The 19,540-nt window shown below is 38.4% G+C and carries 18 protein-coding genes; 8 read left to right on the top strand and 10 right to left on the bottom strand.

Translation table 11 applies throughout. The annotated features are described in order from the left end of the window. Nucleotides 1-29 precede the first annotated feature (29 nt). From I6F54_RS00545 to dnaK, 7 genes are all read right to left on the bottom strand, one after another. Nucleotides 30-293 carry a CBU_0592 family membrane protein gene (locus tag I6F54_RS00545; protein WP_010553937.1) on the bottom strand — a complete coding sequence of 88 codons (264 nt, stop codon included), beginning with the start codon at nucleotides 291-293 and terminating at the stop codon, nucleotides 30-32. A gap of 203 nt (nucleotides 294-496) precedes the next feature. Then, nucleotides 497-748 (bottom strand): hypothetical protein, encoded by a 252-nt coding sequence (locus I6F54_RS00540; protein ID WP_010553938.1) that lies wholly within the window; start codon nucleotides 746-748, stop codon nucleotides 497-499. Between the two features lie 146 nt (nucleotides 749-894). Continuing rightward, nucleotides 895-1,263, bottom strand: a complete 369-nt coding sequence (locus I6F54_RS00535) for a response regulator (RefSeq protein WP_010553939.1) — start codon at nucleotides 1,261-1,263, stop codon at nucleotides 895-897. Between the two features lie 92 nt (nucleotides 1,264-1,355). After that, nucleotides 1,356-1,760 (bottom strand): DUF1761 domain-containing protein, encoded by a 405-nt coding sequence (locus tag I6F54_RS00530; RefSeq protein ID WP_197139347.1) that lies wholly within the window; start codon nucleotides 1,758-1,760, stop codon nucleotides 1,356-1,358. A gap of 150 nt (nucleotides 1,761-1,910) precedes the next feature. Further along, on the bottom strand, nucleotides 1,911-2,372 hold the full coding sequence (gene ybaK, locus I6F54_RS00525; protein WP_010553941.1) for a Cys-tRNA(Pro) deacylase: 462 nt from the start codon (nucleotides 2,370-2,372) through the stop codon (nucleotides 1,911-1,913). A gap of 96 nt (nucleotides 2,373-2,468) precedes the next feature. Further along, on the bottom strand, nucleotides 2,469-3,608 hold the full coding sequence (dnaJ, locus tag I6F54_RS00520) for a molecular chaperone DnaJ (RefSeq protein WP_010553942.1): 1,140 nt from the start codon (nucleotides 3,606-3,608) through the stop codon (nucleotides 2,469-2,471). 202 nt (nucleotides 3,609-3,810) lie between these two features. After that, entirely contained in the window at nucleotides 3,811-5,724 is a 1,914-nt protein-coding gene (dnaK, locus tag I6F54_RS00515) for a molecular chaperone DnaK (protein ID WP_008171317.1), read from the bottom strand. Nucleotides 5,725-5,966: 242 nt separating this feature from the next. On the opposite strand from dnaK, the gene I6F54_RS00510 reads away from it, so the two are divergent. Continuing rightward, nucleotides 5,967-6,782 (top strand): thioesterase family protein, encoded by an 816-nt coding sequence (locus tag I6F54_RS00510; protein ID WP_197139346.1) that lies wholly within the window; start codon nucleotides 5,967-5,969, stop codon nucleotides 6,780-6,782. On the opposite strand, the gene I6F54_RS00505 is transcribed toward I6F54_RS00510, so the two are convergent. Continuing rightward, on the bottom strand, nucleotides 6,771-7,517 hold the full coding sequence (locus tag I6F54_RS00505) for a substrate-binding periplasmic protein (RefSeq protein WP_024593152.1): 747 nt from the start codon (nucleotides 7,515-7,517) through the stop codon (nucleotides 6,771-6,773). The two genes, I6F54_RS00510 and I6F54_RS00505, sit on opposite strands and share 12 nt — an antisense overlap. Before the next feature lie 164 nt (nucleotides 7,518-7,681). On the opposite strand from I6F54_RS00505, the gene I6F54_RS00500 reads away from it, so the two are divergent. From I6F54_RS00500 to I6F54_RS00485, 4 genes are all read left to right on the top strand, one after another. Then, nucleotides 7,682-8,848, top strand: a complete 1,167-nt coding sequence (locus I6F54_RS00500) for a paraquat-inducible protein A (protein ID WP_024593151.1) — start codon at nucleotides 7,682-7,684, stop codon at nucleotides 8,846-8,848. Continuing rightward, nucleotides 8,845-10,500, top strand: a complete 1,656-nt coding sequence (pqiB, locus tag I6F54_RS00495) for an intermembrane transport protein PqiB (protein ID WP_007582433.1) — start codon at nucleotides 8,845-8,847, stop codon at nucleotides 10,498-10,500. Before I6F54_RS00500 ends, pqiB begins: the two co-directional genes overlap by 4 nt. Continuing rightward, complete coding sequence (locus tag I6F54_RS00490) at nucleotides 10,500-11,108, top strand: PqiC family protein (RefSeq protein ID WP_166420043.1); 609 nt, start codon at nucleotides 10,500-10,502, stop codon at nucleotides 11,106-11,108. Before pqiB ends, I6F54_RS00490 begins: the two co-directional genes overlap by 1 nt. A gap of 459 nt (nucleotides 11,109-11,567) precedes the next feature. Beyond that, the gene (locus tag I6F54_RS00485; RefSeq protein ID WP_197139345.1) at nucleotides 11,568-12,950 is read left to right on the top strand and encodes a Na+/H+ antiporter NhaC family protein; all 1,383 of its coding nucleotides are present in this window, start codon (nucleotides 11,568-11,570) and stop codon (nucleotides 12,948-12,950) included. Nucleotides 12,951-13,021: 71 nt separating this feature from the next. On the opposite strand, the gene I6F54_RS00480 is transcribed toward I6F54_RS00485, so the two are convergent. Further along, complete coding sequence (locus tag I6F54_RS00480) at nucleotides 13,022-15,904, bottom strand: insulinase family protein (RefSeq protein WP_197139344.1); 2,883 nt, start codon at nucleotides 15,902-15,904, stop codon at nucleotides 13,022-13,024. A gap of 239 nt (nucleotides 15,905-16,143) precedes the next feature. Here I6F54_RS00480 and I6F54_RS00475 point away from each other — a divergent pair, with 239 nt between their 5' ends. Beyond that, nucleotides 16,144-16,560, top strand: a complete 417-nt coding sequence (locus I6F54_RS00475; RefSeq protein ID WP_197139343.1) for an MAPEG family protein — start codon at nucleotides 16,144-16,146, stop codon at nucleotides 16,558-16,560. 64 nt (nucleotides 16,561-16,624) lie between these two features. Here I6F54_RS00475 and I6F54_RS00470 read toward each other — a convergent pair whose 3' ends face one another. Next, nucleotides 16,625-17,365, bottom strand: coding sequence for a peptidylprolyl isomerase (locus I6F54_RS00470; protein ID WP_101163565.1), 741 nt, complete (start codon nucleotides 17,363-17,365; stop codon nucleotides 16,625-16,627). Between the two features lie 248 nt (nucleotides 17,366-17,613). On the opposite strand from I6F54_RS00470, the gene I6F54_RS00465 reads away from it, so the two are divergent. Both I6F54_RS00465 and ushA read left to right on the top strand, forming a co-directional pair. Further along, nucleotides 17,614-17,799, top strand: coding sequence for a hypothetical protein (locus I6F54_RS00465; protein WP_024591811.1), 186 nt, complete (start codon nucleotides 17,614-17,616; stop codon nucleotides 17,797-17,799). Between the two features lie 87 nt (nucleotides 17,800-17,886). Continuing rightward, nucleotides 17,887-19,518, top strand: coding sequence for a bifunctional UDP-sugar hydrolase/5'-nucleotidase UshA (ushA, locus tag I6F54_RS00460; protein WP_121953579.1), 1,632 nt, complete (start codon nucleotides 17,887-17,889; stop codon nucleotides 19,516-19,518). Nucleotides 19,519-19,540: the final 22 nt, after the last annotated feature.

The raw sequence follows: 19,540 nt of genomic DNA, 5'->3' as shown, positions 1-19,540 counted from the left end.
CGATCTGTTTAGCATTAAATTAAAAAAAATTAATTTGTAGCTAATGTTGATCTATTTTTAACATATTTATATAAGCCAATTAACGACGCTGCAATCCAAAATATCTCGATTACAAAGCTCGCTAAATTAAAGTTATAACAAAGGCTAATTAACAGTAAAATTGCCCCTGTTAAATTCATCATATTATACGTTAAGCTAGCTGGAGATGTTTTACCTAGCTGCAGTAAAAAAAATGAACCAACTACCAAAAAAGTACCTGTCATGCCTATGATGTCAAATAAGAGTGCTATCACGAAACTATCCTTTATCCATTTTTAAATAACCCAATAAACTGGCCCGATCCATGGGGAGGGTATTTTTTCATTCATTGAAACAGCAAACCGGGCGATTCTATCAATATGGTAAATTCTAACAAGGCCATATGTCCGCATGCACAAGGCTTTATACTTATTCGCTTAATTAAGTATTATTGCGGTTTAGTATTACTTCATATACCTTATTTAAAGGTTACTTTGCCGCCAATTATTTTATAGGCCGGCGCACCGCGAATAATCGCTTCTCGGGCAAATGGCCGGCTACAGTTAGGGCAAATACAAGCCTCTGTTGTAAAGTCTTGGCTAATACGCTCTTTAAAGCACTTAATTAATGCTCCTTTTCCCCCTTTTCGATATTTAAATAAAGAGGCTTTACAAGCAGAGCAAAAAATATCAACCGTTTTAGTAGGGCCTTTTTTGTTAGGTTTTGCCATTACGTCCTGCGGTATTATATAAAGAGTAATTAGCAATTATATCAGTTTAGATGGGTAAAGGTTACCACCTCTGACTTAGAATTTAGATACGGCAGACTTAATCTATAAAGCCCCATTACATATAACCTTTATAAAATAAACACATCCTAATCTTTAAAAAAGAAGCGGTTTAACTGAGATGACAATACATTCATATTAAAAGGTTTGACTATAAATCCTGATACTTTAGCTGCAATAACTTGCTTAACTTTATCTGTACTGTCTTCACAAGTAACCATTAAAACGGGAATATCAGCGAGTTCTTTATCTTTTCGAATGTTAGTAAGTAAACTAACGCCATCCATTTTTGGCATATGAAGGTCAGTAATAACCAAATCGAAATGCTGGTTGCGCAGAAATACCAAAGCTTGCAATCCATCAGTTGCTTCAACGATATTGCTATACTCTAGTTTTCTAAGCATATTAATTAATACGTGTCGCATGAGTGGCATATCATCAACAACTAATATTTTCATTAGTTTCTTTACCAAATTGTATAAATGGGATTATATAAAACTACTCTACTCGTAGATAAGGATCAAATTTGGATTTGCTGATTATTTAAATCTTACGGCCATATCCCTAAAATGAGCCCCATTAACGAAAATTGTAAAATATAGTACCCCCCGTTAATTAAAAAAAGCTTTAGAGGGCGTTGCTCAAATATATAGCTCAATCCAAATGAACTACTGATCCAAAAAAAGCCGATCACGAAGCCGGTTCCTATACTTTCACCTACGCTTGCATCCTTACCTAAAAAAAGAGATAGCATTAAAGCCGCTATAAAAACTAAAAAAAAACTGCCACCAAATATCAACTTAGGGTTAGCCGATTGTAAATCCAGATCAGTTAAGCCAATACTTTCTAGCCATGCATTTTTAAAGAGAGCTTTTGAATACCATATACCACCAAGCATAAAAGAAGACAGTGCAGCCACTAGTATCGCAAAATAATCTACATATAAGAGGTTCATACAGACAGCCGTATACAAAAAGTGTAATACCGTTTGGTATTAAATATTAACGGTATAAAGATACTCCCAATGTAGTTATAAATAGGGGATTGAGCAAATAGCCTAACTTAAATTAATTTTTGGTATAGAAGATAATTATAAAAATAAAATTTATAAATCGCCAAATTTTGCATTGGTCAATAAGGCTAAATCAGTTGGCGAGAGTGCTATTTCTAAGCCTCTTTTTCCGGCGCTCACATAAATAGTGTCAAAGAGAGAAGCACTGCTATGAATAAACGTAGCTAGACGTTTTTTTTGTCCAAGCGGACTCACCCCTCCTAAAATATAACCGGTACTAACTTGTACTTTTTGTGGGGCAGCCATAATTACTTTTTTAGCACCACATAGTTTAGCTAACTGTTTTAAATTAACTTGTTGAGATACAGGCGTAACAGCAACAATCAGTTGCCCTTCATGTGTTTCAAGTACTAAGGTTTTAAATACTTGTGCACTGTCTAAATTTAACTTTTCAACGGCTTCAAGCCCGTAGTGACTATTATTCTTATCGTGCTCATAACTGAGTACTTCAAAGGTTTTTTTTTGCTTTTTAAGTAGATCTATTGCTGGTGTCATGCTGTTTCATCTTTTTTATTCACAGTAACAAAAATTAAGTTTAAAGCAAAAAAAACGACGCTAAAAGCGTCGTTTTTTGTTCATAATAATTTAAATTTATTTAGTTAAATCATCAAAAAACTTTTTAACACCGTCAAAAAAGCCTTGCTCTTTAGGACGGTTTTTAGAGCTATCTGTGCCCATGCTTTCATCTAACTCTTGAAGTAGTTCACGTTGACGCTCGTTAAGATTAACTGGCGTTTCGATTACCACTTTACAAATTAGATCGCCTTGTGCACCACTGCGTACAGACTTAACACCTTTGCCACGCATACGGAACATTTTGCCCGTTTGAGTTTCAGACGGTATTTTAAGTTTTGCACGACCATCAAGTGTTGGCACCTGAATTTCTCCACCAAGGCCTGCTGTAGTAAAGCTAATTGGTACTTCACAATATAAATTATTCGCTTCACGTACAAATATTTCATGTTCACGAACCGATACTTGCACATACAAGTCGCCCGATGGCGCGCCATGCATTCCGGCTTCGCCTTCACCCGTTAAGCGGATACGGTCGCCTGTATCAACGCCAGCTGGAATTTTAACTGAAAGCGTTTTAGTTTTTTCTACGCGGCCTTGTCCATGACAACTGTTACAAGGGTCTGAAATAATTTGACCTTGCCCCTGACACGTTGGACACGTTTGCTGAACAGCAAAGAAACCTTGGCGCATTTGCACTTGGCCAGCACCATGACATGTAGTACATGTTTTAGGTTTAGAACCCGCTTTAGCACCACTGCCATCACATGGCTCACAACCAACCCATGTAGGTACTTTAATTTCAACTTCTTTACCACGAACAGCTTCTTCTAAGCTTAAGTCCATGTTGTAACGTAAATCAGATCCACGTTGTTGACGAGATTGACGTCGACCACCGCCGCCACCAAAAATATCGCCAAATACGTCGCCAAATACATCACCAAAGTCGCCATGTCCGCCACCAAAACCACCGTGACCACCGCCACCACCTTGTTCAAAGGCTGCGTGACCATGTTGGTCATACATTTGACGTTTTTGATCGTCGGTTAAAATTTCGTACGCTTCTTTAACTTCTTTAAATTTTATTTCGAGATCTTTATCGCCTGCGGTACGATCTGGATGATATTTCATCGCTAAGCGTTTATACGCTTTTTTTATGTCTCGCTCACTCGCATCTTTGCTTACGCCGAGGACTTCGTAATAATCGCGTTTTGACATATCTATCACACTACTCTTTTCTGTTTACAGCGTAAGCTGCAGGATAAATCGATAAATCGCATCGATTTATCATTGAATTTTTAAACCTTGAATACATGCAAAAGGCGCGACAAGCTATTGCTCGCGCGCCTCAATTGTTCATCCTAACCTAAACACCTAACTGAGTTAAGTGTTTTTGGCTAGCGAGAAGCGGTAGCAACAATTACTTGTCGTCTTTCACTTCTTCGAACTCTGCATCAACAACGTCGTCGTCTTGCTTAGTTGACTGTTGTTCGCCAGCGTCTGCTGAACCTTGCTGTGCTTTCGCTTGAGCAATTTCCATTAGTTTTTGAGACTTTTCAGCAAGAGCTTGAGTTTTAGCTTCAATCTCTTCTTTATTGTCGCTCTTAATTGCAGCTTCTAAATCTACAACAGCAGCTTCAATTGCTTCTTTGTCTTCGTTTGGTAATGCATCGCCAGCTTCTTCAATTTGCTTACGTGTACCGTGAACTAAAGCGTCAGCTTGGTTACGAGCAGCTACAAGTTCTTCAAACTTTTTATCGTCTTCAGCATGTGCTTCTGCATCACGAACCATCGCTTCAATTTCGTCATCGCTTAAACCAGAAGATGCTTGAATCGTAATTTTTTGCTCTTTACCTGTATCTTTATCTTTAGCAGATACATGTAAGATACCATCGGCATCAACATCAAATGTAACTTCGATTTGTGGTGTACCACGTTGTGCTGGACGAATACCTTCTAGGTTAAATTGACCTAGAGATTTATTGTCACTTGAACGTTTACGCTCACCTTGAAGTACATGAATTGTTACAGCAGATTGATTATCTTCAGCTGTTGAGAAAGTTTGCGATTTCTTAGTAGGAATCGTCGTGTTTTTCTCAATCAATGCAGTCATTACTGAACCCATTGTCTCAATACCTAGAGATAATGGAGAAACGTCTAGTAATAGTACATCTTTAACGTCACCAGCAAGTACACCACCTTGAATCGCTGCGCCTACGGCTACTGCTTCATCAGGGTTAACATCTTTACGAGGCTCTTTACCGAAGAACTCTGCAACGATTTTTTGTACTAAAGGCATACGTGTTTGACCACCAACAAGAATAATGTCGTTGATGTCGCTTACTGATAAATCAGCATCAGCAAGTGCACGTTTAAGTGGCTCAATTGTTTTAGTTACTAAATCTTCAACTAGTGACTCAAGCTTAGCGCGTGTTAGTTTCACGTTCATGTGCTTAGGACCAGATGCATCAGCAGTTACATACGGAAGATTTACTTCTGTAGACTGTGCAGATGAAAGCTCAATTTTTGCTTTTTCAGCGGCTTCTTTAACACGTTGCATTGCAAGCGGATCATTTTTAAGGTCTAAGCCTTGATCTTTCTTGAATTCAGCTACTAAGTAGTTGATTACGCGGTTATCGAAATCTTCACCACCTAAGTGAGTGTCGCCGTTTGTAGCAAGTACTTCAAAAGTGTGCTCGCCTTCAACTTCATCAATTTCAATGATTGATAAATCGAAAGTACCGCCACCTAAGTCATATACTGCAACTACGTTTTCGCCACGGTTTTTATCCATACCGTAAGCAAGTGCCGCAGCAGTTGGCTCATTGATAATACGTTTAACTTCAAGACCCGCAATACGACCAGCATCTTTCGTAGCTTGACGTTGTGAATCATTAAAGTATGCAGGTACTGTGATTACGGCTTCAGTTACTTCTTCACCTAAGAAGTCTTCAGCTGTTTTCTTCATTTTTTTCAGTACTTCAGCAGAAATTTGTGGTGCAGCGCGTTTTTCGCCGCCCGCTTCTACCCATGCATCGCCGTTATCAGCTTTAACAATTTTAAACGGCATGATGCCGATATCGCGTTGTACTTCTTCGTCTTCAAAACGACGACCAATTAAACGCTTAATTGCAAATAATGTGTTTGTCGGGTTAGTAACCGCTTGACGCTTAGCAGATTGACCTACTAATGTTTCGCCGTCTTGCGTGTAAGCAATAATAGACGGGGTTGTGCGATCGCCTTCCGCGTTTTCAATAACACGTGCTTTGCCACCATCAAGTACTGCAACACAAGAGTTTGTAGTACCTAAATCGATTCCAATAATTTTACCCATGAAACTTCTCCAACTTCAATATTCGTTAATACGTTCGATGACATAGTAAATAGGGATGCGCCAAACTTATTTCAACTGTAAAAATGAAAAAAAATTCATTTTTTATGATTTATTTACAAAATAACCCTAATAATTGTAAGGAATGATGATTTTTACACCGCTGGAGTCGCTTTTAATTACTGGTCTGACTAGTTTGATTGTGTTATAAATTTATTAAATCGCACTATAAAAGGATATCTTCTATGCATTTTGAACAATTACTTCAGCAAGCTTCAAAAATTGGAAATTCAGACAATACCGAACAATCAACTTGCACAATGCAATTCCCAGAAAACTGGTGTCAGGGCAGAACTGCTTTTGGTGGGCTTTCGGCTGCACTGTTATATCAAGCAATCAGAGGCAAGGTAACGGATGATCGTCGCTTACTTTCACTCAGTACTAATTTTGTAGGGCCATTACTTGCCGATACCTCTTTTTCATTGTCTGTTGAAATACTGCGCCAAGGTAAAAGCAGTACACAGGTACTCGCCAAAGCGATTCAAAATGAACAAGTGTGCGTAATTGTACAAGCGTGTTTTGCTAAAAGTAGAGAGTCGGGTATTAATGTGCCTGTTTCGAAGTCTTTGGGTTTAAAGCCAGTAGATGAGCGCCACACGTTACCTTTTATAAAAGGTCAGATGCCTGAATTTTTCCAACATGTTGATTTATGCCCCCAACAAGGTGCTATGCCATTTAGTAGTGCAGAAACTTCTCATTTAGGTGGCTGGATGCGCTTTAAACATACGCCCGAACAAATAACTGAAGCCCATGTGATTGCACTTACCGATGCATGGCCGCCAACACTTTTACAAATGTTTAAACAACCCGCTCCTGCAAGTAGCATGTCGTGGTATTTAGAATTTGTGCAAGAGCCAAACTTAACACCTGGAGAATGGCTTGGCTTTGAAGCAATTACTCATCATTCAAAAGATGGTTACGGTTTAGAGGATGGCTGTATATGGTCGCAGTCGGGTGAGCTAATAGCGCTTACACGTCAAACAGTGGCTTTATTTGATTGATGAATGGGTTTGGCCTTCATCAACAATCCTTTTATAAGTACCATTTTGCTTGATGAGCGCCAAACCAATATCAAACTCAGTAGCTAAAGAGAAGTTGTTAAAATAAGCAGGTCGATCTGCTTTTGGAAATAAAGTGTAAATTTGCACAGCTTCGGGGGATTTATGTTGATTGTAGTAATAGTAAAAAATACGCTTATCTAACACAATTACATCAACCCAACCTTTTAACAGCTTATCTACCTGCGCTTTTTGATTAATAACCTCTTGATATGAGCTAAAGTGTTTAACATTCCTTTTAAATATAGGAGGCAGATATGCCGTTGCATTTTGAAAAGCAAGAACGTTTTTATTAAACATGCCTTCTATTTTATCGATGTTATATTTATTTCGCTTGAGTGTAATGGCCACATTTTCATAACTAAGTACCGTTTTACTTGGATAAATACCCGCACTAATTCCTCCAGCATAATTTAAAAGTATATCTACTCCTTTATTATGTAATTGATGCTCAGCGCGTTTATTCGACATATATTGCACATTAATATTAGCAAATCCATTGGCATTTAACGCGGCTTTTATTAAATTTAGGTGTATACCCGAGTCCGTTTTTACAAAAACATAGGGGTGAATTGATGCGCTCGCAGCGATGATTACCTCTCGCTCTTTATTAATAGCCACAGCATTTTGCGAGCAAATAAAGAGCCACATTAATATGTAGTAAAAATAATATTTCACATGCTTCCTTTATATAACGAACAGCTTGATAGCAGAACGCGTTGTATTAATGTATTAAATATAGCAAAATTGAAGAAATATTCTTCTTGCTTGGTATTAAATTGCAAACTGTATGCCCCTGCTGCGATCTGATCATAGATATACCTCGCATAATCGCAAAACAAATGGCGATATGCCCACATTGCCACCATAAACTTTGCGAAGCCGATGTTAATCACGATAGTCGTATAGTTGCACTAAGCTTTAGCGCACTATTAATGCTGCTGAGCAGTATGTTTTACCCTTTTATTTCTTTTAGCAGTAGTGGTATTACTCAAACTATTACTCTGCCCGACGCGGCTCGGATTTTATTTAATTACGATAGTGAACTGCTTGGCTTATTTATCGATTTGAGCATTATTGCTCTGCCTATGGGTTTGCTTCTTATTTTAATTCCTTTGCATCTTGGGCTTTTAAAAACATTACCAGAGGGCATAGCAAGGCGACTACTAAAGTTCACCCTTGCGTTAGAGCCCTGGATTATGTCGGAAATATTTTTAATTGGCGTACTTGTTAGTATGGTTAAAATCATGTCGCTGGCTGATATTAGCTTTGGCACGAGTTTTTGGGCTTATGTGGGGTTTGTTATTTTATACATAGCCGCGCTTGTTCACTTAAATCGCCCACGCTTATGGGCTCAAATAAAGCCTGTAAAAGTACTCGAAGGCGCAGAGCATGCTAAACGTGCAATAGATGAAAATATTAAAGCTTGCCATGTGTGCCATCAACTTTGTACAGGTAATGTATGCCAGCGTTGCCATACTAAAACACATGTCAGAAACCCTTACAGCGTACAAAAAGCAGCAGCTTGGCTAATTACCTCTGTTGTTTGTTATATTCCAGCTAATGTTTTGCCTATTATGCATACCACTAGCCTTGGGGATGAATCCCCTTCAACTTTAATTGGTGGCGTAATTACACTTTGGAAAAGTGGCTCCTACCCTATTGCCGCTATTATATTTTTAGCCAGCGTTGTGGTGCCACTTGCTAAAGCTTTTGTATTGAGCTTTTTATGCTTTATGGTAACGAGGCCTGCCAATAGACATACAAAAAGTTACACCCGAATTTATCAACTGACTGAGTTTATTGGAAAATGGTCGATGATAGATGTATTCGTGGTTGCTATTTTAGTTGCCTTAGTTCAACTGGGTAATTTAATGTCAGTAACACCAGGATTAGGCATTGTATTTTTTACAGTTATGGTAATATGCCAAATGATGGCTGCCCATGCCTTTGACCCACGCTTGTTGTGGGATTCCCCTAAAAACAAAAAATCAGAGAACAAAGCATGACCGAAACTGCCGAAATAACAAAAGAACCGAAAATTTCCGCTATCTGGATCATTCCGGCAATTGCGCTGTTAGTGGGCATGTGGATGTTATACCAATACCAAGCTAATAAAGGCCCTACAATTTTTATCGAAATGCCACAAGCTGAGGGCATTATTGCAGGTAAAACTGAAATAAAAGTGCGCAGTGTAAAAATAGGTCAAATTGATCATGTTCGACTATCAGACACCCAAGACAGCGTTATTGCCCGTGCGCAAATAGACAAAAACTACAATAACTTATTAACTGATGATGCCAAAATTTGGGTCGTAAAACCACGCATTGATGAAACGGGTATTAGCGGAATGAGCACGCTATTGTCTGGTGTATATTTAGAGTTTTCACCCGGTGAAAGTAAAGAGCTAAAAGAGCGTTTTAAATTACAAGACGAACCCGCCCTCATTGGTAAAGATGTGAAAGGTGGCCGTTTCAAATTAATGAGTTACAACGCTGAAGTGCTTGATGTGAGTACCGGTATATTTTTCAAAAATTACAAAATAGGTCAAATAGAAACCGCCACTTTTGATTGGGAAAACCAAGCAATGAAGTACGGCGTATTTATTAAAGAACCTTATCAAAATCTCATCACCATGAACTCTATTTTTTGGGTGAACGCAGGGATTGAAATTGACCTATCTGCCGATGGCATCAATATTAATACGGGCTCTTTAAGTAAACTTTTAAAAGGCGGCATTTCGGTTGGCTTACCTGAACAACAGGCCCCGGGTGAAATAGCACAAGATGGGCATAGCTTTTCGTTAAGCCAAAGCTATAAAGAAGCGCTAGAAGAGCGCTTTTACGATTTTGATTACTACCTCATTGAATTTGAACAATCAGTTCGAGGACTACGCACTGGTGCTCCTGTCGAATATAGAGGTATGCGTGTAGGTACTGTTGTTGAAACCCCTGCCAATGTAATTATTGACGGTAAACCTGCCCACTTTAGAAACCATAATACGGCGGTTCCAGTACTTATAAAAGTAGAATACGGACGCTTGTATCACGACAGTGCCTCAGCTAAAGAGTATTGGCAAGGTAGTTTAAAAGGCTGGATTGAAAGTGGTATGCGCGCCTCGTTAAAGCCTGGTAATTTATTAACGGGTGCAGTGTACGTTGATTTTGATATATACCCAGATGCACCGCAAGCGCACCTAGGTAAACTTGTGCAGTATGATGTTTTTCCGAGTATTTCTAGCGGCATAACCGTATTAGCAGACCAAGTATCTGACGTACTTAATAAAGTAAATAACTTAAAAGTTGAAGATAGCTTAGAACAAATGCAAGCCACATTTACCGATTACCGAGCGCTTGCTAATGAAATGCGAGAGCTGCTAAGCCAAAAAGATACACAAAACTTACCAGGCGACTTTAATCGTAATTTCGAAAAGATGACAAAAAGTATGGAGCAGTTTGAAGTAACTATGCGCCAATTTGATAAAACCATGGCCAGTTACCAAGCAGGCTCTGAGCTTCATCATCAAATACAGCAAACGTTAAAAGAATTTAAACGTTTAAGTGAAGGCCTACAGCCACTTACTCGCGGTTTGAACGAGCAACCTAATATGCTAATTTTTGATAAATCATTACCAGCAGATCCAAAACCAAGGAAGCAATAATGAAATCGTTATTTTTAACTGCAAGTTTATTATTACTATTGGCAGGTTGTAGTTCATCAATACAAACTGCGACACAGTATTATCAGTTTGAGCAGCCTATTGGTGCATCATCTCGAAACGTTGCTGATACAGACGCACAATTAAGAATACAAACAGTTGTACTTAGAGGTGCTTTAAATAATTTAGGCATCGCTATGAAAATAGATAGCAACCAAATACATGCTGCTAATTACAACCTGTGGGGTGAATCGCCGGATGTAATGCTCACAGCAACAGCCCAGCAAACACTTTTTAATGCTATGCCTAACTGGATGGTGATAAAGGGCTTACCGGTGATTACTGAACTCGATCAACAAACGTTTTATGAACTTGAGTACGAGATTCACCACTTTAATGGCGATATGCAAGGTAACGCTGATATTTCTGGTCTTTGGCGATTATATTACACACACCCAGAGACCGGCAGGCGTTTGATCAGCATTCATAACTTCTCAAACGTAGTAGCTATTGATGATGACGGCTACGATGGTTTAGTTTCAACGCTTGAAGCAACATGGCTCAATATAAACCTAAATGTTGCAAAACAAATAGAACAAGCAAGACTCTAATCATTGAGTAAAAATGCAAGCACGGCGGTTTTATCATCAATTACCGCCGTACCTTTCGCTTAAAACTCCTTCTTTAATAATTTTCATCCTGCTCAACACTCCGCGCCACAAAAAAGTGAGCCATATGAATCACACTATTAAAGCCGCCTCTAATAAATTTTATCAATCATGTGTTTTTTTGTTGACTGAAATACAAAAGCAGATTATTTTTGCGCTGATGTTTTTACAGGCACAACAATAGCGGTTTGCACTCCTTGCACCGTCTGGCGCCAAAGCCAACGCGTTTCACTTAAGCTGCTATTTAACATAACTGTTTATGTGTCCCTCCCTCGCGTACAAAAGCAGTGACTTGGAAAATGATTTAACAACAAACTTATCATCTTCTTTGTTTTTGTATAAGCAGCTTAAAATTAATATTTTTTAATTTTTATGCATGCTTTTAATTTTGTGAATACTTAAATGCTTGAACCTTCTGCGTTGAGTTTACTACCACCGTTAGTGGTGGTTGTATTGGCTGTTGTATTACGCCGCCCTATTTTATCTTTACTTATTGGTGCATTAGTTGGTTTAGTTATAGCCGACCCTGCACAAGTACTTACTAACTTTGCGAGTACATCGCTAAAAGTGATGACAGACGAAACCATCGGCTGGCTAATACTTGTATGTGGTGGTTTTGGTGCTCTTATCGCGCTATTAGTACGTACAGGTGGCGCGTCGGCTTTTGGTAAGTTAGCCCTTAAATACACCAAAGGTAAGCGTTCATCTTTGTTTATGACCTTTTGCTTGGGTGTGGTTATTTTTATTGATGACTACTTAAATGCGCTTACCGTGGGTGAAACCATGAAACGCATTACCGATAAATTTAAAGTTAGCCGCGAAATGCTTGCCTATGTTGTTGACTCAACTGCTGCACCTATTTGTGTACTTGTCCCTTTATCTACCTGGGCGGTATTTTTTGGTGGCTTACTGGTGGATAACGGTATTGCTGAAGAAGGCAAAGGTATTGCTGTTTATATTCAAGCTATTCCGTACATGTTTTACGCGTGGTTTGCAGTGCTTGTTGTTTTACTTGTTGTGCTGGGTATTATTCCTGCGATTGGTCCAATGAAAAAAGCAGAACAAATGGCGCAAATTGAGCAAGCTCAAGTCGATCCAGCTCAATACAATGATGTTCAAACAGCGGATGAATACGCAGTAAAAGCAGCTGAAGAAAACTTTGAAGATGCCGATCCTAAAGGTAAATTACGTAATTTTTTAGTGCCGATCATTTTACTGGTCGCATTTACTGTTTACTTTGAAATAGACGTATACAAAGGCTTACTAGCAACAATGGCGGTCACTCTCCCGTTTTATGCGCTACAAAAATTAATGAGCGTAAGTGAAATGATTGAGCGCATGCTTGATGGCTTTAAAAGTATGATCCCCGCTATTGGCACTGTTATAGCGGCGTTTATATTCAAAGACGTATGCGACTTAATTGGTTTGCCTCAGTTTGTTATTGGTAGCTTAAGCCCTTATATGACCGCTGGATACTTACCGGCTGTGGTGTTTATTTCGATGGCTATTTTAGCGTTTGCAACAGGGTCTAGCTGGGGTATTTTTGCTGTATCAATTCCGATTGTTATGCCACTGGCAAATGCGGTTGATGCAAACATCCCCTTGGTAATTGGTGCGCTATTATCGGCTTCTTCTTTTGGTAGCCAAGCGTGCTTTTACTCAGATTCAACGGTGCTCGCAGCGCAAGGTTCTGGTTGTAATTTAATGAGCCATGCGGTTACACAATTGCCATATACACTAATTGCTGCGGCACTTGCCGTAATAGGCTTTTTAATAATGGCTTAAATTAGCTTAAAAAATAATAAACCCCAATGTAGCGATACATTGGGGTTTATTTTTAACCGTACGAATAAAGGTTACTTTTGTAGTTTAATACCATTGTAATAGGCATCAAGCGTTGTGATTTTTGTTTGATTAGGTAAATCAGCAAAGTCACTTTCTATAAACTTAGTCCCGCGTAACTGCACATTTAAACGTGCTGCATTAGGGTTAAGCATTGTTTGCTTGTAGTAATCTTTTATATCAGCGAGCGTTACTTTTTCAACTTCATCAATCAGCTTTTGCTTAGAATCAAAGGTAAAGTTTTCACGGTACCAATCGCTTATAAGTGGGCTCATTTCGTCGCTTAAGTTTTTAGGCTGCTCTTTAAGTGATACAAGGGTTGAGTTTTTAAGTTGCTCAAACGTCTCTTCACTCATGTTATCAAGCTCAACAGCATATTCTTTTTTAAACTTATCGAAACGATTTTGAATTTCTTTAGGGCCTTTAACTGGTGTTTGTATAAACAAACCAATTGCCGAATAATCTTCAATTGGGCGAGCCAATGCACCTACTGCATAAGCAAGCTGCTCCTCAGTACGCATTTTATCAAACGCAACTGTTCTAAAGTGGCTTTGTAATACTGCCGCCTGTGCTTTTTGTTTATAGCCAGCAATTGGATGAACGGTCATATCAACTACGGCTACGTCCGCTACATCAATGTCTTTTTGCAGTACCAGCGTTTCACCTGGTTGTGGTAACCATGCTTTACTACGTGCAAATTCAGTACGTGTATGATTACTTGGTAGTGTTGCGCTTAGCTCTTCTGCAATTGCGTTAATATCTTGTTGGTTGTAGTTACCGTAACTAAATACGCGTAAATCATTTTGTGCAAACGTAGCTGTTTTTAATTGTGCTAAGTCGGCAACACTCAGTGAGTCAGCGGCTTTAATAAGCGCATCTGTATCAAAACCACCTGTACGCGTTAGTTTTGAATATTCACCAAATGCTTGTGCATACGGAAACTGTTTTTGTTGGTTTAGTAAATTACGTTTAAAGCGATCAACAGCTTGGCTAAATGCTTGTGCTGTTTCATCGGCTTTTAATCCGGTTAAAGCTTGTTTAAGTAATACATCTTGTTTATCTGTAAAACCACTCATAGATAAAACAAGACCGTTACTCGGTGCAAGGCTTACGCTCATACCAGCGATTGCCGCTTCGGTACTTAACTGACTTTGTTGAATGTTATATAAATCAGCCCAAACAGAGTATAAAACTTCTGCTTTAATGTCGTTCAAACCCGGTTGGGTATTTATATATACTTCAACAAGCCCTTTGGGTTGCTCTGCAAATTTTTGACTTGCTTGGCGCCATACTTTTACACCATTTTTATCGTAAGCAAGCTCAGGGTGTTTTTGCTCTTTAAAAGCTTGGGTTTTTATTGCAAAGTTTTCAGGTAATAAATTGTTTACAGTTGGTAATGCTAGCTTAAACTCGCTTGGCTTTTTCCAGCTGGCAATTTCATCATCGCTAATATCACTAATGCGGTATTTACCGTCGTAAAAGTGTAGTTGTGAGTCTGTTTCTTCTTGCTGCGATACATACCAAATACGGAGAGTATCGGCATTTAACTGCTTAAGTACATTGTTTACAGCGTCAGCATCAAATTTTGCATAATAATATGGCGCATTAATAGCGTGATTTAACGGATAGTCTTGCATGCTTTGTGTAAGCGAGCTTACATAATTAAACTCATCACCTTTTTCTAAAAACTTAAACTGGTTATTTAGTGATGTACGAATTTCGTTGAAGTACTTGCTATCAACGCCTTCTTTTTTAATTAAATCGATGTACTGCATAATAGTCGCAACTATTTCGTCACGATTTCTCATGCCTTCATCTGTAAGCTCTGCGTTTACGTTTAATGACCCGTAGTTACCATATTGATTTGGTGCAGCTGAAGCCGAAAGCTGAGACACCCACCCTTTGTCGCGAAGCAGTTGCGCTGGGCTGCCCGGCATTTCATTACTTAGTAAATATGCTACAAACCGATTTGGTTTAAGCGCGAATTCGCTATTATTATTAGCAATGGTGAAATCAAGTTGTAGCTGTTTTACATCTTCATTTGGTGCATAAAACACGCGTTTTCCGCCAGCGTTATCAAAATCAAGTTTTGCAGTTACTGTTGGTTTTTCGATGTTTTTATTTTTTATATCAGCAAAGTATTTTTGCGCTTTTTGCTCCATTTCTGCAATCGATAAATTAGAAATAAGCGCTACTTTCATAATATTTGAAGAGTAATATTTATTATAAAAATCAACCGTTTCTTTGTGAAGAGAACTGCCTTCTTTATCACCAAGGGTTTCTAGGTTACCAATTAAAAAGCGATTAGCGGGGTGATCGCCCATCATTTTACGTGCTAATTTAAACTGACCAAAAAAGTCCATTTCGCGGCGCATTGACCATTCAGCATTTACTGCATTTTTTTCTTTGTCTGTGTACTCTGGGTATAACTTAGGCGCTTTAAAAAAATCAGAAAAACGATCTAGTCCTTCATCAAACGCGTCGTTATTAATTTTAAACATGTAATTAGTAATATCGAGCCACGTATACGCATTGTGCGCACCACCATTTTTGGTCATAAAATCAGAATACCCTTTTGTGTCTGGGTAACGATCTGTGCCTAAAAACAGCATGTGCTCTAAATAATGCGCCATACCTTGTTGCGACATCGGGTCGTGCAGTAAACCAACACCTACGCTTAATGCCGCTGCTGATTTTTCAGCACTAGGATCAGACACTAAAATAACTTCAATGTCGTTTGCTAATTTAAGTGTTTTATATTCGCGGTTATCATTAGGGCTTACAACTAACGTATCTGATAGTAAAGAGGCCTGAGGCGCCACAGAAACCGAAGCTGTATTTGAACAACCACTTAAAACTGCAAGTGCAATAGCACTAAAACCAATAATCTTTTTCATTTTTGTTTTCCATTAAAAAGTATTGCGCAAAATAGCATGCGCCAATTCAAAGCAATATAGTTAAGCTAAACTAACATTTTCGATTAATAACTTTCTACAAAATAACGCTATTTTGTGTAACACATTGTGAAAAATGTCTTCATAATCGAATATTAGTTACGAGTCTGCCAACCTTCCGTGATTAAAATTCACTCAATATCAAAATATACACAAACCCTAAATAATAATAAGGAAAAACGATGGAAAAAATCATCATACTTGCCATGTTTGCACAAGTTACGCTTTCACTGGTTGTCATGCTCATTATGGGTAAAAGGCGCTTTGCAGCAGCTAAAAACAATCAGCTAGATTTAAGCGATTTTAAAACAATGCAGTTAGATAAGGCTGGCGACACTATTAGGGTTGCAGATAGAAACTTTTCGAATCAGTTTGAAATACCTGTGCTTTTTTACGCGGGATGTTTACTTGCACTACAACTAAATAGCGCCAGTACACTTGTGGCTATACTGGCCTGTTTATTTGTAGCAACACGTATTGTGCATAGTGTTATTCATTTAGGTGAAAATAACGTACGAGCACGTTTTAAAGTGTTTTTACTAGGGTGTATTTGTGTGTTTACAATTTGGCTGGCAATGGTTTGGCGAGTAATGCTTTAAACAGCAAAGTTTAATAATAATGTGGGCGGCTGGTTTCCGCCATCCACATTACCGTTAATTTTAATTATTTAGCACGCTTTAAACGAGGAACCGCAAGTAAAAAAGCACCTAAAAGCCAAATTAATCCGCCGCCAGAACTGCTACCTGAATCTGTTGATGTGTCAGAATCAATTAGCGTATTTTCAGTAACAGTAAGACCTGCGGCTGAATTAGGATCATCATCCATTACCGCCACGTTTTGAATAGTCACTAAATTAGCACTGCTAATTGTTACATCAGTGCTTGCACATTGTTCAGCAGTAATACCAACAACGGGTGTTTCACCACAGTGTACTAATGCTGCAATTTTATCTAACGTTGATTGGCTTGCTGCAGTAATTTGTCCAAACACAGTAAAGCCACCGTTTTGCGTATCAAGTGCTGCACTATTGTCTGTAATATTAAAAAACCACTGGCTTGTTGCGCTATTAGCATCACCCGATAGTTTAGCCATCGCAATGGTGCCCTTAACATTAGAAAAAACGGGTTCATTTTCTACAGCAGGTTTTGTGGTAATCGCATCTAGCGAGTCAGAAAATGTAAATCCCCCCCCTTGAATAACAAAGTTACTAACAGAGCGGTGAATTACTGTTTCGTTATATGAATCGTCTTGAACGTAGCTTAAAAAATTTGCAACTGTTTTAGGTGTTTGTTGATCAAACAAGTTAATTTCTATGACACCTTGGCTCGTGTTCATTTCGACAATAGTGGCAGCACTTGTAAAGCTTGCTGCGGCGAGTACTGAGCCAAGTAAAAGTTTTTTCATGTTGTATTCCTGTTGTTATATTTTTAGATAATTGTTAATGCGTTAACACATTAATGCCATAGGCGATTAAAATCGATTCTAAAGTGCGAGTTGATACAAATTAGACCGTGTTGATAACAAATTAATTACATATACCATTACTTATATTCTTTTTAGCTATATAAATCTAATTATTTAAAATTAAATCATCTTAAGAGTATGGCTACTTTTTGTTACCTTTAAAAAACACAAAACAACAGGATCTTATAATGCCACACACTAAACATGCAATTTGCGACTTTGGTTTACACAAAGGCGAACCCTATACAAAACTGCCAGCAAGCTTTTTAACCTGGATGATAGGTACTAATCACCACAAGCGAGAGTATGCGAATACGGAGTTGAAGCGTCGTGAACGTGCTGCCACAAACCAATTAACAGCCCCTTCCAAATAAAATGTAAATAAGTACGTTTTTTTAGCATGGAACTAGTTTAAACTAGCTGCCTGATAAATTAAGTAGACCTTAATCCATAGGTATTTTATGCGTATAATTATTTTATTTTCGGTTATTTTTAGTGTACTCGGATGCACATCTCCTGCTCCTGAATCCGTGTTTAGCGCTACCCCGACTAAATATTTAACTGTTCTTCATACTAATGATAACCACGGGCGTTTTTGGCAAAACGAAAAAGGCGAATACGGTATGGCCGCTCGCAAAACGTTAATTGACTCTTTACGCAATAAAGCTCAAAAGCAAGGTCATGCAGTATTACTACTCTCTGGTGGTGATATAAATACAGGTATTCCTGAGTCAGACTTACAAAAAGCAGAGCCTGACTTTAAAGGAATGTCGCTGATTGGTTACGATGCAATGGCATTGGGTAATCACGAATTCGACAACCCTATTGATGTATTGAAGCAACAGCAAAAATGGGTGAACTTTCCTTTTCTATCAGCCAATATATTTGAAAAAGAGTCAGGCGAACACGCGTTTGATAGCTATAAAATATTCAAAAAGAATGGATTAACTATTGCTGTTATTGGTTTAACAACAACCGACACAGCTAAAATTGGTAATCCTCAGTATATTGGGCACTTAGAGTTTAAAGACCCTGTTGACGTTACAGCAAAACTAGCTAAAGAAATAAAAGCTAAGTATAACCCTGACATTACAATCGCCCTGACTCATATGGGTCATTATGTTGATGCTAGCTTTGGTATTAACGCACCCGGTGATGTAACACTCGCTCGCTCACTTCCTGCAAACACCCTTGATATGATCATTGGTGGCCACTCTCAAGAACCTGTATGTATGAGCGATACAAATGTAAATGACGATAGCTTTAAACCAGGTCTTGCCTGTAAACCAGACCAACAAAACGGTACTTACATTATGCAAGCCCATGAATGGGGTAAGTATGTTGGTAAAGCTGAGTTTAAGCTTGAAAACGGAAAATTAACGTTACTAGACTACAAACTGATGCCAGTTAATTTGTATGTAGATAAAGTACAAGCTGATGGCTCAACTAAAGAAGTATTAGCAAACGAGTACATTAAACCAGACTCAAAACTTGAATCTTATTTAGCGGTATACCAAGCTAAAGGCGCTAAACAAATTGAAGGTACCATTGGTGAAGTAGATGCTCGCTTAGAAGGTGACAGAAACAAAGTTCGCTACCAACAAACAAATCTTGCACGCGTAATTATTCAAGCTCAAATGGATGTAGTGGGTGCAGACTTTGGACTAATAAGTGGTGGTGGTATTCGCAGCTCAATAGAGGCTGGTGAAGTGAGCTATAAAGATATTTTAAAAGTACATCCTTTTAAAAATCGTATTACTTACATGGATTGGCAAGGCAGTGATTTATGGGACTATTTAAATACAGTAACGAGCTTCCCACCGGATGCTGGCGCTTACTTGCAATACCATAAACTATCGTTTGAGCGTAAAAATAATCAGTTAGTTAATGTTGTTATTAACGGCCAACCTTTGAACAAAAATAAAACTTACCGTATGAGCTTAAATAGCTATAACGCATCAGGCGGTGATGGCTATCCTGCGCTTACAAATAAAAAAGGCTTTGTTAGTACAGACGAAACAGATGCCCAAGCACTTCAAGATTTTATATCAAAAAACAGCCCTCTTAAAACGGCTGAATTTACTCCTAAATAGCCTCTAATAATAGGAAAGTAAC

Origin of the sequence: Pseudoalteromonas sp. SWXJZ10B, from assembly GCF_015864475.1 — a bacterium.
Classification (GTDB): Bacteria; Pseudomonadota; Gammaproteobacteria; order Enterobacterales; family Alteromonadaceae; genus Pseudoalteromonas; species Pseudoalteromonas arctica.
Note: the sequence above shows the minus strand (reverse complement) of the source record. Positions and strands in the feature narration are given on the sequence as shown.